This window comes from Mycobacterium sp. SMC-11 (assembly GCF_046250095.1).
GTDB classification, from domain to species: Bacteria; Actinomycetota; Actinomycetes; order Mycobacteriales; family Mycobacteriaceae; genus Mycobacterium; species Mycobacterium heraklionense_A.
Genome location: NZ_CP176430.1, coordinates 1,474,090 through 1,486,807, shown reverse-complemented (window position 1 = coordinate 1,486,807; position 12,718 = coordinate 1,474,090). Strand labels below are relative to the sequence as shown.

12 protein-coding genes and 2 tRNA genes are annotated in these 12,718 nt (G+C 66.2%); 9 read left to right on the top strand and 5 right to left on the bottom strand.

Translation table 11 applies throughout. The annotated features are described in order from the left end of the window. Positions 1–38: 38 nt before the first annotated feature. On the bottom strand, positions 39–1,679 hold the full coding sequence (locus ACKY0X_RS07045; protein WP_409428859.1) for an AMP-binding protein: 1,641 nt from the start codon (positions 1,677–1,679) through the stop codon (positions 39–41). Positions 1,680–1,781: 102 nt separating this feature from the next. Between ACKY0X_RS07045 and ACKY0X_RS07040 the strand changes: the two genes are divergently transcribed. Further along, positions 1,782–2,435 (top strand): TetR/AcrR family transcriptional regulator, encoded by a 654-nt coding sequence (locus ACKY0X_RS07040; RefSeq protein ID WP_409428858.1) that lies wholly within the window; start codon positions 1,782–1,784, stop codon positions 2,433–2,435. A gap of 65 nt (positions 2,436–2,500) precedes the next feature. Next, positions 2,501–3,256, top strand: coding sequence for an MmpS family transport accessory protein (locus ACKY0X_RS07035; protein WP_409428857.1), 756 nt, complete (start codon positions 2,501–2,503; stop codon positions 3,254–3,256). Between the two features lie 42 nt (positions 3,257–3,298). Here the strand turns inward: ACKY0X_RS07035 and ACKY0X_RS07030 are convergent, their stop codons facing one another. Continuing rightward, positions 3,299–4,609, bottom strand: a complete 1,311-nt coding sequence (locus ACKY0X_RS07030) for an MFS transporter (protein WP_409428856.1) — start codon at positions 4,607–4,609, stop codon at positions 3,299–3,301. 23 nt (positions 4,610–4,632) lie between these two features. On the opposite strand from ACKY0X_RS07030, the gene cmrA reads away from it, so the two are divergent. Further along, positions 4,633–5,439 carry a mycolate reductase gene (gene cmrA, locus ACKY0X_RS07025; RefSeq protein ID WP_409428855.1) on the top strand — a complete coding sequence of 269 codons (807 nt, stop codon included), beginning with the start codon at positions 4,633–4,635 and terminating at the stop codon, positions 5,437–5,439. On the opposite strand, the gene ACKY0X_RS07020 is transcribed toward cmrA, so the two are convergent. Next, the gene (locus tag ACKY0X_RS07020; protein ID WP_409428854.1) at positions 5,436–7,004 is read right to left on the bottom strand and encodes a helicase HerA-like domain-containing protein; all 1,569 of its coding nucleotides are present in this window, start codon (positions 7,002–7,004) and stop codon (positions 5,436–5,438) included. The genes cmrA and ACKY0X_RS07020 overlap by 4 nt on opposite strands. Before the next feature lie 75 nt (positions 7,005–7,079). On the opposite strand from ACKY0X_RS07020, the gene orn reads away from it, so the two are divergent. The 3 genes from orn (at position 7,080) to ACKY0X_RS07005 (ending at position 8,331) form a co-directional block, all read left to right on the top strand. Next, positions 7,080–7,736 (top strand): oligoribonuclease, encoded by a 657-nt coding sequence (orn, locus tag ACKY0X_RS07015; RefSeq protein ID WP_409428853.1) that lies wholly within the window; start codon positions 7,080–7,082, stop codon positions 7,734–7,736. Between the two features lie 35 nt (positions 7,737–7,771). Then, positions 7,772–7,847: transfer RNA gene (locus tag ACKY0X_RS07010), tRNA-His, on the top strand. A gap of 190 nt (positions 7,848–8,037) precedes the next feature. Then, positions 8,038–8,331, top strand: coding sequence for a DUF732 domain-containing protein (locus ACKY0X_RS07005; RefSeq protein WP_164518063.1), 294 nt, complete (start codon positions 8,038–8,040; stop codon positions 8,329–8,331). 51 nt (positions 8,332–8,382) lie between these two features. On the opposite strand, the gene ACKY0X_RS07000 is transcribed toward ACKY0X_RS07005, so the two are convergent. Further along, complete coding sequence (locus ACKY0X_RS07000) at positions 8,383–9,822, bottom strand: alkaline phosphatase family protein (RefSeq protein WP_409428852.1); 1,440 nt, start codon at positions 9,820–9,822, stop codon at positions 8,383–8,385. Positions 9,823–9,950: 128 nt separating this feature from the next. On the opposite strand from ACKY0X_RS07000, the gene ACKY0X_RS06995 reads away from it, so the two are divergent. Next, positions 9,951–10,172: a hypothetical protein gene (locus tag ACKY0X_RS06995; RefSeq protein ID WP_409428851.1), complete on the top strand. Its 222-nt coding sequence runs from the start codon at positions 9,951–9,953 to the stop codon at positions 10,170–10,172. A gap of 201 nt (positions 10,173–10,373) precedes the next feature. Then, positions 10,374–11,111: a hypothetical protein gene (locus ACKY0X_RS06990; protein WP_409428850.1), complete on the top strand. Its 738-nt coding sequence runs from the start codon at positions 10,374–10,376 to the stop codon at positions 11,109–11,111. 6 nt (positions 11,112–11,117) lie between these two features. On the opposite strand, the gene ACKY0X_RS06985 is transcribed toward ACKY0X_RS06990, so the two are convergent. Next, positions 11,118–12,266 carry an Ig-like domain-containing protein gene (locus tag ACKY0X_RS06985; protein WP_409429535.1) on the bottom strand — a complete coding sequence of 383 codons (1,149 nt, stop codon included), beginning with the start codon at positions 12,264–12,266 and terminating at the stop codon, positions 11,118–11,120. A gap of 236 nt (positions 12,267–12,502) precedes the next feature. Here ACKY0X_RS06985 and ACKY0X_RS06980 point away from each other — a divergent pair. Continuing rightward, positions 12,503–12,575 (top strand) — tRNA-Lys (locus ACKY0X_RS06980). The last annotated feature ends 143 nt before the right edge of the window (positions 12,576–12,718 follow it).

The window sequence follows — 12,718 nt, the reverse complement described above, 5'->3', positions numbered from 1 at the left end:
TAACTGATGCCAGAGAATACCATTCTCGAGCGGCCCTGTCAGCCGCCGCTCAACTGCTCGATCGCCTGCTGGCGCATCTCGTCCTTGCGGACCTTGCCGGTGACCGTCATAGGAAACTCGGTCACGACCCGTACGTAGCGCGGCACCTTGAAGTGCGCGAGCCGGCCGGTGCAGAACTCCCGCAGCCGCTCGACGGTCAACGGCGGCGCCCCGTCACGCATCATCACCACCGCCATCAGCTCTTCGCCGTAGGTTTCGTCGGGCACGCCGATGACCTGGGCGTCGCGGATGTCGGGGTGGGTGTAGAGGAATTCCTCGATCTCGCGCGGGTAGATGTTCTCCCCGCCACGGATCACCATGTCCTTGATCCGCCCGGTGATGCGCACATAGCCGTCGCCGTCCATCACGGCCAGATCCCCGGTGTGCATCCAGCCTTCGGCGTCGATGGCCGCCGCGGTCTTGTCCGGGTCGTTCCAGTAGCCGGTCATCACCGAGTAGCCGCGGGTGCACAGCTCGCCGACGTCTCCATGCGGCACGGTCGCTCCGGTGGCCGGGTCGGTCAGCTTGATCTCCAGGTGCGGGCCGACCTGCCCGACGGTCTCGACTCGCTGCACCAGCGAGTCCGCACCGCGAGTTTGGGTCGACACCGGGGAGGTCTCGGTCATGCCGTAGCAGATCGCGACCCCGGCCATGTGCATGTCGTCGATGACCCGGCGCATCACCTCGGCCGGGCACGGCGATCCCGCCATGATTCCGGTGCGCAGGCTGGTCAGGTCGTACTCGCCGAAGTCGGGCAGCGCGAGCTCGGCGATGAACATGGTGGGCACCCCATAGAGGCTGGTGCAGGCCTCATCCTGCACGGCCCCCAGCGTGGCAGCAGGATCGAAGCCGGGGCCCGGCAAGACGATGGTCGCGCCGTGAGTAGTCGCCGCCAGGCTCCCCATCACCAGTCCGAAGCAGTGATACAGCGGCACCGGAAGGCAGATCCGATCCGTTTCGGTGTAGCCGAGCAGCTCACCGACCAGGTAGCCGTTGTTGAGGATGTTGCGATGACTGAGCGTCGCACCCTTGGGGTAACCCGTTGTGCCCGAAGTGTATTGAATATTGATCGGATCCTGGGCACGCAGTGACGCAGCCACGGGCGCCAGTGCTGTCGCGTCGATCGGCGTGCCGGCCAGCTCCTGCCACCGGGAACCGCCGATGAACACCACCTCACGCAGATCCGGGCATTCGGGGCCCACCTCCCCCAGCATTGCGGCGTAGTCGGAGGTCTTGAAACGCGTAGCCGAGATGACCACCGCGAGCCCGGACTGCTTGAGCGCATAGGCCAATTCGTGGGAGCGATATGCCGGGTTGACGTTGACCAGAACCGCGCCGATCTCGGCGGTGGCGTACTGGGTTAAAACCCATTCGGCACAGTTGGGCGCCCAGATGCCCACCCGATCCCCCGGGCCGACTCCGGCCTGCAGCAGCCCGGTTGCCAGTCGGCGCACATCGGCCAAGAGTTCGGCGTAGTTCCAGCGCCGACCCGACGGAACGTCAACCAGCGCACCGCGATCGGGAAATGTGCTTGCGATCGCCGCGAGATTGGCGCCGATCGTCGTCTCCAACAGGGCGGGCTGGTCCTCGCCGCGGGCGTAGGACAAGTGGTCCTGCGCCGCGGGTACCGCAGTTGCCATCGGCCCCTCCACCGGTGCCGCCCGAAGCCGGATGTGTTCGGCGGCGACGGGTGTTACGTTAGTGGCCATTAACTGAGATGTCCACGACGGAGCGGAGGCGTGATGGCTTCTTCCATTCCGAAGTCCATTTCAGCCGACTCGACGGGCAACGACGAGCCGAGCAACCGGCGCAGCCGGCTGAAGTCCGACCGGCGTAGCCAGTTGCTCGCGGCCGCCGAACGCCTCTTCGCCCAGGGCGGCTACCCGGCGGTGCGGTTGGAGGACATCGGTGCGGCCGCAGGAGTCAGCGGCCCGGCCATCTATCGACACTTCGCAGGCAAGGAAGCACTGCTGGTCGAATTGCTGGTCGGGATCAGCACCCGGTTGCTCGCCGGGGCGCGCGCCGTCGAAGCGGGTGGAGACAGTCCGCAGGAAGTACTGGACGGCCTGGTCGATTTTCATCTCGATTTCGCCCTCGGCGAGCCGGACCTGATCCGGATCCAGGACCGTGACTTGGCGCATCTGCCGGCCGCCGCGCAGCGTCAGGTGCGCAGCGCCCAGCGGCAGTACGTCGAAGTGTGGGTGAGCGTGTTGCGCGCGCTGCACCCGGGGCTGGCCGAAGCCGATGCACGGTTGATGGCCCACGCCGCGTTCGGTTTGCTGAATTCGACCCCGCACAGCATGAAGCCCAGTGGCGCCAAGTCGGCCGGCCCGGAGCGCTCGCGAGCGGTGTTGCGGGCGATGACGATCAGCGCGCTGGGCGCGGCCGGAATTTAGGACGGCGCGCCGACGTCCCGGCCGCAGACGCCCGGCGCAGGTACCCTGCAACCCATGAGGTGGGCATGACCGATCCGTATCGACCGGAGGGCACTAATCAGCCCTGGCAGCGCGGTGGAGCGTCTGAGCCGCCGACTTCCGGCTATCCGCCCTACGTCGACCCGGCCTACGCCGGGCAGCTCCCGTCGTACCCGTCCGGCTATCCGCCGCAGGCTCCCCACCCGACCGAGCAGTTGCCGCGGCAGCACTGGGAGGCGTCGCAGCCTGCTCAGGGTGGCGGCGAGGGTGGACCGCCGGAGCCTCCGCGGTTTCCGAACTGGCTGTTTTTGGTGGCCGGTGCCGCGGTGCTGCTGGTGGTCGGCATGGTGATCGCCCTGGTGATCGCCAATGGCTCGCAGCGCAATTCGGCCACCGTCACGCCGGTGACCCCGTTGCCGAGCGCCCCGAGCACGCCGGTGCCCAAGCGCATCCCCACCACCACTCCGTCGCCGTCGAAGACCCCGGCGCCCAGCACCACAACCACGGCGCCGCCGACGACTTCGACCACCGCCGGGGTGCCCGAGACGATTGTCTACAGCGTGAGCGGGACCGGTCGGGCGCTGAGCATCGCCTACATCGATACCGGCGGGATTTTGCAGACCGAGTTCAATGTGTCCCTGCCGTGGACCAAGCAGGTGACGTTGACGCCGCCGGCGACGACGGCTGCGGCGGTCACGGTGGTCAATTTCGGCGAGCAGGTCACCTGCTCGGTATCGGTGGACGGCGCCCAGGTCCGTCAGCGCACCGGTTCGATTCTCACGGTGTGCGCAGCGGCAGGCTAAGGCGATCGCAAGCGCAGCGAAGCCGGGCGAAGCGGATCGCCGTCAAACCCTGCTGACCCGCACCGGCAGCAGCGCCAGCAGACCGAGCAGCAGGACGGTGCATAGTCCGCCCATGCCCGCCCGGTCGGTGCCGAAGACGTCGACGAAGACCGAGAACAGCCACGGCGCCAGGAACGATACCGCCCGACCGGTCATCGTGTAGAGGCCGAACGCCACCCCTTCGAACCCCTCCCGGCCTTCTTGGGCCATCCGCAGCAGCAGGGTGCGCGCCGAGGATTGGGTCGGCCCGATGAACAGACACAGCACCAGTCCGCAGGCCCAGAACGCCCCTGGGCCCGACAGAGTCATCAACGTGGTGCCGGCGGCGATCATCGCCACCAGGGAGCCGACGATGACGGTCTTGGACCCGATCCGGTCATCGAGCAGGCCCCCGGCGATGGCCCCGAGCGCGGCCACCACACTGGCGGCCACCCCGAAGATGAGCACGTCGCCAGCCGAGATGCCGTAGACGTTGACGCCGAGCACCGCGCCGAACGCGAACACCCCGGCCAGCCCGTCGCGGAAGATCGCGCTGGCCACCAGATAGAAGACCAGGTTGCGGTCGCGGTGCCATTCCGCGGTGATGTCGCGCCACAGCTGGCGGTAGCCGCCGAAGAAGCCCAGCCGCGGGGCAGACGCCTCGCTCTCGCTGGCCAAGCGGTGCGCCGTGAGCAGTAACGGCAACGCGAAAACCGTCAACCAGGCCGCGGCCAGCAGCATCGCCACCCGAATGTTGTGTCCGCCTTCGGTGGACAAGCGCAGCAGACCGCGGGTGGGGCCGCTGCCGGCGATGCAGCCCACGTAGACCAGCAGCAGCAACACCACGCTGCCGGCATAGCCCGCCGCCCAACCGAATCCGGAGATCCGGCCGGAGTTCTGCGGGGTCGACAGCTGCCGCAGCATGGCGTTGTAGGGCACGCTGGCCAGGTCGCCGCACGCGGCGGTCAGCGCCAACAGCAACAGTCCCGGAGCCAGGTAGGCGGGCTCGTCACGGATCAGGCTCATCGAGGCGGTCAACACAGCCGCGGTACCGGTCAGCACCGCCAGCGTCACGCGACGGCGGTGCGGGGCGGCCACCCAGACCCCGATCACCGGCGCGACCGCGGCCACAGTCAGGCCGGAGATGGCCAGGGTGCGGCCCAGCCAGCTGGCCGGGGACACCTCTCCGGGCAGCTCTCGACCGACGCTGCTGGTCAGATACACCGAGTAGACGAACGTCACGACGATGGCGGAAATGCCGGCCGCACCGGTGTCCCACAGGGCCCACGCCACGATCCGAGATCGCCCCGGATTGTCCGCCCCCGGCTCTCCCATGACTCGCACTCTACGATTGCCCCATGCCAATTCCTGCTCCCAGCCCAGATGCCCGCGCTGTCGTCACCGGCGCGTCCCAGGGAATCGGTGAGGCGCTAGCCACCGAGCTGGCCGCCCGCGGCCACGCCCTGATCATCACCGCGCGCCGCGAAGACGTGCTCAACGACGTGGCGGCGCGGCTGCGCGACAAGTACCAGGTCGCGGTCGAGGTACGCGCGGTCGACCTCGCCGACCCGCCGGCACGGGACGCGTTCTGCGCCGAGTTGGCCGAGCGGGAGATCTCAATGCTGTGCGCCAACGCCGGCACCGCGACGTTCGGACCGATCTCCGGCCTGGACCCGGCAGCGGAGAAGGCCCAGGTGCAGCTGAACGCGGTGGCGGTACACGACCTGGTGTTGGCGGTGCTGCCCGGCATGCTCGCACGCCGCGCCGGCGGCATCTTGATCTCCGGTTCGGCGGCCGGCAACTCACCGATCCCCAACAACGCCACCTACGCCGCGACCAAGGCCTTCGCCAACACGTTCAGCGAGTCGCTGCGCGGCGAGCTGCTCAAGTCCGGGGTGCACGTCACGTTGCTGGCACCCGGACCGGTACGCGCCGAGATGCCTGATGCCACCGAGGCCTCGTTGGTTGACCGGCTGATCCCGGATTTCTTGTGGATCTCCACCCAACACACCGCGAAGCTGTCGCTGGATGCGTTGGCGCGCAACAAGATGCGCGTGGTACCCGGGATCACCTCCAAGGCCATGTCGATGGCCAGCGGTTACGCGCCGCGCGCCATCGTCACGCCGATCGTGGGGGCGGTCTACAAAAAACTCGGCGGGGACTAACGCTTGCGCCGGCCGGTGCCCATCATGCCGCGGGTGATCTCGCGACCCATCGCGGTGCCCGCCGAGCGGGCGAAGCTCTTAGCCGCCGGGCTGGCGAAGATACCCTTGAGCCAGCGACCGAACCGCGTCCACCAGTGCACTTTCGGTGGCCGCGGCACACCGTCGTACCCCTGGGCGTCAGAGGGCGGCGCACTTCCCTCCCCCGCCGCGAGCTTGCCGGACAAGATCTCATAGGCCGATTCGCGATCCACGGTCTCGCTGTAGACCGCGTGCAGCGGGCTGGCGGTAGCCGCGGCGGTGATCGCCGCGTCACCGACGGAGGCCATCAGCGATCGCGGTGCCCGCAGTCGCGTCCAGGCGACCGGCGTCGGGGCACCCTTCTCCGACAAGACGGTGACGATCGCCTCGCCGATCCCCAGCGACGTCAGTGCCGACTCCAGGTCGTACACCTTGGTTTTCGGGTAGGTGCGCACCGTTTTGCTCAGCGCCGCCTGGTCATCGGGGGTGAATGCCCGCAGCGCATGCTGGATCCGGGCGCCCAGCTGGGACAGCACGCTGTTGGGCACATCGGTGGGCAACTGAGTGCAGAAGAACACCCCAACGCCCTTGGAGCGGATCAACTTCACCGTCTGCTCCACCTGCTGCAAGAACGCCTTCGAGGCGTCGGTGAACAGCAGGTGCGCCTCGTCGAAGAAGAACACCAGCTTGGGCTTGTCGACGTCGCCGACCTCGGGAAGCAGCGTGAACAGGTCGGCGAGCACCCACATCAAGAATGTGGAAAACAACACCGGGCGGGCAGCTTGATCGCCCAGTTCCAGCAGCGAGATGATGCCGCGGCCCTGGCTGTCGGTGCGCAGCAAGTCCTCCGGTTTGAGCTCCGGCTCACCGAAGAAGGTGTCGCCACCTTCGGCCTCCAGATTGACCAGGGCACGCAGGATCACCCCTGCGGTCTGAGCCGATACTCCGCCGATGTTCTTGAGCTGGGGCTTGCCGGCATCGCTGGTCAAAAACGTGATGACCGAACGCAAATCCTTCAGGTCCAGCAGCAGATAACCGTTCTGGTCTGCCCAGTGGAAGATCAGCCCGAGGGTCGACTCCTGGGTGCTGTTGAGCCCCAACACCTTCGACAACAGGATGGGCCCGAAGCTGGAAATGGTGGCGCGCACCGGGATTCCAAGACCGCCTGTGCCCAGCGACAGAAACTCCACCGGGAACGCCGTCGGCGTCCAGTCGTCGCCGGTCTCGGTGGCGCGCTGGGTGATCTTGCCCCCGGCCTCCCCGGCCCGCGACAGCCCGGACAAGTCGCCCTTGACGTCGGCCATCAGCACCGGGACACCGGCGGCGGACAGCTGCTCGGCGATCACCTGCAAGGTCTTGGTCTTGCCGGTGCCGGTGGCGCCGGCCACCAACCCGTGACGGTTGATCGTGGCCAACGGAATGCGGACCTGCGCGGAGGCGTCCGCGGTGTCGTCGATGACGACCGTGCCAAGTTCGAGGGCCTGGCCGTCTGCGACATAGCCCGCCGCGATCTGCTGCGCGGCGTTCGCCGCCGACTCGGGACTCACAGGTCACGACATTACTTGGCCGGTCTGTACCGCTGTGCGGCTATGGCTGCGGCGAACGGCTAACGTTGGCTCACTGTGAGTGCTGCACGAGACGAACTCGTCTGGATCGACTGTGAGATGACCGGCCTGGATCTGGGCTCGGACAAGCTCATCGAGATCGCTGCCCTGGTCACCGACGGCGAGCTGAACATCCTGGGCGACGGTATCGACGTGGTGATCCACGCCGACGACGCGGACCTGGACGCGATGAGCCCTGTGGTGACCGACATGCATACCCGATCGGGCCTGATTGACGAGGTCAGAGCGTCGACGGTCGATCTGGCTACCGCCGAGGCTATGGTGCTCGACTACATCCGCACCCACGTCAAGCAGGCCAAGACGGCGCCGCTGGCGGGCAACTCGATCGGCACCGACCGGGGTTTCTTGGCCCGCGACATGGTCGGCCTCAACGACTACCTGCACTACCGGATGATCGACGTCAGCTCGATCAAGGAGTTGTGCCGTCGCTGGTACCCCCGGATCTACTTCGGCCAGCCGGAGAAGGGCCTGGCACACCGCGCACTGGCCGATATCCACGAGTCCATCCGGGAATTGAAGTACTACCGCCGCACCGCGTTCGTCGCCCCGCCCGGGCCTTCTACCAGCGACATTGCTGCGATCGCCGGGGAACTGGGGCCGCCGGTGGACGCGCCCGACGATATCGATTCGGTCGCTGAGCGTCCTAGCGGTTAGTATCGACGACGCTGCTTGCTAGTCGGGCAGCAATGGTGGCTGTAGTTCAGTTGGTAGAGCACCAGGTTGTGATCCTGGGTGTCGCGGGTTCGAGTCCCGTCAGCCACCCCAACAGGTCGGGCCCCCTTTCGAGGGGGCCTGACTCGTTTCTGCGGGATTGCCGCAGAATCCCGCGTGAGCTCCCACCCTCCTCGGCCGCCGGGCCAGATCTCACGAGCCTTGTCCACAGATCGCATGCCGAGCGGTGTCGTTCGTGATGTGCCACCGTATGTCCCAACTACGAACCCTGGAGGAAGTCAGAGTGTTTGCTGTGCGGATGTTGACCGGAGTGGGTACAGCGTTTGTCGCCACCTTGATGGCCGTGGCGCCCCCAGTCCATGCGGACTACGACAGCTTCTACAAGTACCTCGAGGACCACGGCACGATGCGGTTCGAGTTCCCCGGTGGACTGTTCGCGAACGCCACGCAGATGTGTCAGATGCTTCGCGGCGGGGCTTCGCCGGATGATGTTCGACGTATGCCGTTCGGCGCCATGGATGTTGCGGGCGTGCTGGATGCCGCCCAGCATGAGATCTGCCCCGACACGCTTCGATAGGGGATTCTCCGTCCGCACAGACGGCAATTCGCTGCCAGTACCCCGGACCTATCAGGCGTCGAGCAGCCAGGGCAGTTCGAATCCCCCGACCGAATGGTCAGGCGCGAACAGGTTGCCGTCCCCGGTAAGGAGCCCCCACGGGTCAGAGAACTCCGAGGCACCAGGTAGCGGCAGCGGCGGGTCGGTCGGCTCGATCACGCCCGATCCGGTCAGGAACGCAACGCCCCGAGCCAGCGCAACGCTGGTGTCGACCACTAGACCGCCCACGAAATCGTTGATCTGCTGGGCGAATTGGGCCAGTCCGCTGATCAGGAAGATGTCCTGGTCGATGATCGACTGCAGGAGCTTGTCGATCTCGGTGACAACCAGATTGAGCCCATACGGGATAGAGGTGAGCACCGTGCGGATGGCCAGTTCGATGTCGTTACCAATATTGGGGTAGCCATACATCGCGAGCGCGTCGAGGAGTGCCTGCTTGAGGTCGGCGGGCGCGACGATGCTGTTCAGGATGGAGGGGTCGTCCGCCATCGAGACGCCGTCGAAGTCCGACCGCAGCGGGACTCCGAACAGCGACAAGATCGTGGGCGTGATGTCGACCGTCGAGTAGTTCAGGTTCTGACTGCCATCGGTGGCGTGATCACCGGCCTGATCGAAGATGACGAAAGACGATGTCTCGTTGGGTGATTGGAAGCCGTGGCCCAAGATGTCGTGGGACTGCTGGTGTCCGTGGTCGGTGGTGATGATGATCGACCAGTCGTCGCCGGTAAGCGCTTTGACCTGCGCGACCGCCGCCAGAATCTGCTGGATGTTGGCGCCGACGTTCACAACGGCTTGGGCATATTCGGCCGACCCACCTCCGAACGCATGCCCGGCCTCGTCGACCTGCACTTGGTAGGAGAACAAGAAGTTGGAGATGTCGTCGGGGTTGTCCGCGGTCGCCAGGATCTGGGCGATGGTCTGCGAGGTGACCAGCGCGTCGGCGTCGGCCCAGTTGGTCTCGAAGGGCACGAAGACGTTGTTGTCGACTGGGTAGCCGCCCGCGGCGGCGATGTCGTTGATGTAGTCCCAGTCGGCGATCACCGTGGTGTTGATCTCGGGCTTGTAGTACTCGAGCAGGTTGAACACCGTCGGCCACTGGTTATACGGCTCGGGGCTGAACAGATTGTTGGTCACACCGTGCTTGTCGTCCCACACTCCGGTCAGAATCGTCGTCCACGACGGGCCGGAGAAGGTGGTGTGGTTGGTCAGGCTCGCGGTTCCGGTAATGCCTTGGTCCATCGCGGTTTTGAAGCCGCTGTCTTGGTTGTAGGCGTACTCCAGGATCTTGTCCAAGTTGGTGCCGTCGGTACCGATCAGCAGTACGTGCTCGGCGGCCAGCATCCAGTCGGCAGTCACCGCAGACAGCCCAGTCTGCGTCCCTACCATCGCTCCCGTTCCGGCAACCAGGCCGGCGACGGTCGCACCGCACAGAAACCGCTTCACCTTTGTCACGATCGGATTCCCTCGTCGAAGTTTGCGCGAGACTGCCCGGCGACCCTAACAATCGCACAGGCAATGCTCAGCGTTTTAGAGGAATTCGCCAACGCACCCCGCGGTAGCCGCCGCTACTGCTTTTGCCGGTGATCGGGCAGCCGCTCGATGACCTGTTGGCGCCCGATATGGCCGACCTGGACCGGTCCGCCGTCCAGCAAGCACTCGTCGATGGCGCCCAGCAAGGTTTCCAGAACGCGATCAGCGACCTGCTCCAGCCCTGGTCGGCGCTGACGCCGCTGGCCGAGGCCGCCCCGGCTGATTTCACCGATGTGGTGTCGGCAATCGCTGCCGTGTTCGGGATCTTGTGACCTAGCGAACACTCGCACATTACGTTTGCGGCGACCGGTGTCAACTAGCGAGCTGACCTCGCCCGACGGCCGCGCAACCCGCGACGGCCCAACCGCTAGGCATCGGCTTGGGGCGCGCCATTCCGCGCGCCGGGTTGATGTGGAGATAACGTTTTGGTTACGGTGCCCTGCGTGCTCACGCAAGGACTAGTAGATCTGCGCATGAAATCCTCGGTTCTGGCCGCGACGACTCTGTTGCCGGCCGCCGTGTTCTTGGCTGGCGGCGTCAGTGCCGAGCCGGGAAACAACGACGAACCGCCCCCTCCGGCCGCCGCCGATGTGCCGCCGCCGCCCGAGGACGCGCCACCTCCACCGCCGGAAGACGCACCTCCCCCACCACCCGAAGACGGACCACCCCCGCCTCCGGAGGACGCACCTCCCCCACCACCCGAAGACGGCCCACCCCCGCCGCCCGAAGATATTCCGCCCCCTCCGCAGGACTGGGGACCGCCCGTACCCGACCTGGTGACCAATTGGTCCATGCCGGCGCCGCACGCGCTGCCGCCGGGGATCGTCAACGAGCGCGGCATGCAGGTCAAGACGATCCTCGTCGCGCGCAGCATCAGCGAAGCGTTCCCGCAGATTCACGACATGATCGGGGTGCGTCCCGACGGTCAGCGCTGGCATCCATCCGGGCTGGCCATCGACGTGATGATTCCCAACGCCGGCAGCCCGGAGGGCATCGCGTTGGGAGACCAGATCGTCGCGTACGTCCGGCAGAACGCCGGCCGGTTCGCCATGCAGGACGCGATCTGGCGCGGCACCTACTACACGCCCGCCGGGCCCAGCGGTGGCGGTAACGGCCACTACGACCACGTGCACATCACCACGTTCGGCGGGGGTTATCCCAATGGCAGCGAGGAGTACCTGCGCGAGGAAGCCGGACCGCCCCCGGCCTGACGGGGCCTAGCGCACTGGGTCTTTGGCGTTGCCGGCCTGCCACTGCGACCACGGCACGTTCCAGTCGCCGAGGCCCTCATTGCCGGGCAGCAGCGAGCCGATGGTGTTGTTGATCTGCACCACGTCGCCGCGCTTGACGTGGTCGTAGAACCACAGCGCGTTGCTGGGGCTGACGTTGATGCAGCCATGGCTGGTGTTGGCGTAACCCTGGGCTCCCACCGACCATGGGGCCGAGTGCACGAAGATGCCGCTGTAGGAGATCTGGGTGGCCCAGTCCACGTCGGTGCGATACCCGTTGGGCGAGTTGACCGGCACGCCGTAGGTCGATGAGTCCATGACGATGTGCGCGAAGCGCTCCCCGACGATGTAGGTGCCGTTGTTGGTCGGGGTGCTTTCCTTGCCCATTGAGACCGGCATGGTCTTGGCCACCTCGCCGTTGATGCGCACCACCATCGACTTGGTGTCGTCGTCGACGGTGGCGATCACCTCGTCGCCGATGACGAAGTGGCTGGTCGCGTTGTCCTGACCGTAGACCCCGTTGCCCAGGTCCACCCCATAGGTGTTGACCTGTACGTCGACGTTGGTTCCGGGCTTCCAGAAGGCCTGCGGCCGCCAGCGGACCTCGCGGTTGTTCAGCCAGTAGAACGCGCCCGTCACCGGAGGCTCGGTGGTGATGGTGATCGCCTTCTCGGCCGCCTCACGGTCAACGATGTTCTCGTCGAACCGAATCGCCACCGGCTGACCGACGCCGACGACTTCGCCGTCGCGCGGCATGACGTAGGGCATGGTCAGGTTCTGCGGCGAGTGCGTCTGGAACGTCATCTGCCGGCTGGTCACGCCACCGAGGCCCAGCGCCTTCGCGTTGACGGTGTAGCGCTTGTTGTAGCCGAGCTGCTCGGATGTCGCCCAGGTCAACCCGTCGGCACTGAGCTTGCCGTCGACGATAGAGCCGTACTCGTTGACCATGGTGACCGAATCGAGCACGCCGTCCTCGGCACTCACGGTCACCGGCGCGTCCACCGCGACCCCGACTGCCTTGTCGGTGACCGACGCAGTGACCTTGGGGATCAGCAGGTCAGCGAAGGGCGTGCCCTTGTCGGTGATGATCTTGGCCGCTTCGGCGTCGGCGTTGCTGCCGCACGCGCTCAAGCTCATTACCGCGGCCGGAACCATCAGCAATGCCGCTGCCCGGGACCCGAACCCCCGGCAGCGTTCCGCCAAACCAACCTGCCCCATAGCTTTTCCCACCTGACCGTGCTGATGCTGCTCGCAGGCAGTCTAGTGGGTAATCGAAACTGCCGCTGTGCCGTCCAGAAGAGCGCTCTGACGTCGCGATTTCGTCTCCCGGCGCGGCGCCTGTTATTGTCTCTTTCGCGGTTCTTGACCGCCCAGCGCCGTTAGCTCAGTTGGTAGAGCAGCTGACTCTTAATCAGCGGGTCCGGGGTTCGAAACCCTGACGGCGCACTTAGTTCGGAGGATACTTCGATATTCCGCTGCACCTTCGGGTGTATGCGATCGGTTCGAAATCCGTTTCCCATCAACAGACCAAGATCAGGTCTGCTGGTACCGCACAGCTGGCCGTGACGGCCGCACCCGGCTCCGACCAA

What these genes read in the sequence shown, in the direction of transcription:
- ACKY0X_RS07045 (WP_409428859.1), bottom strand. Translation starts at nt 1,679, where the DNA reads ATGGCAACTGCGGTACCCGCGGCGCAGGACCACTTGTCCTACGCCCGC.
- ACKY0X_RS07040 (WP_409428858.1), top strand. Translation starts at nt 1,782, where the DNA reads ATGGCTTCTTCCATTCCGAAGTCCATTTCAGCCGACTCGACGGGCAAC.
- ACKY0X_RS07035 (WP_409428857.1), top strand. Translation starts at nt 2,501, where the DNA reads ATGACCGATCCGTATCGACCGGAGGGCACTAATCAGCCCTGGCAGCGC.
- ACKY0X_RS07030 (WP_409428856.1), bottom strand. Translation starts at nt 4,609, where the DNA reads ATGGGAGAGCCGGGGGCGGACAATCCGGGGCGATCTCGGATCGTGGCG.
- cmrA (WP_409428855.1), top strand. Translation starts at nt 4,633, where the DNA reads ATGCCAATTCCTGCTCCCAGCCCAGATGCCCGCGCTGTCGTCACCGGC.
- ACKY0X_RS06990 (WP_409428850.1), top strand. Translation starts at nt 10,374, where the DNA reads ATGAAATCCTCGGTTCTGGCCGCGACGACTCTGTTGCCGGCCGCCGTG.
- ACKY0X_RS06985 (WP_409429535.1), bottom strand. Translation starts at nt 12,266, where the DNA reads ATGAGCTTGAGCGCGTGCGGCAGCAACGCCGACGCCGAAGCGGCCAAG.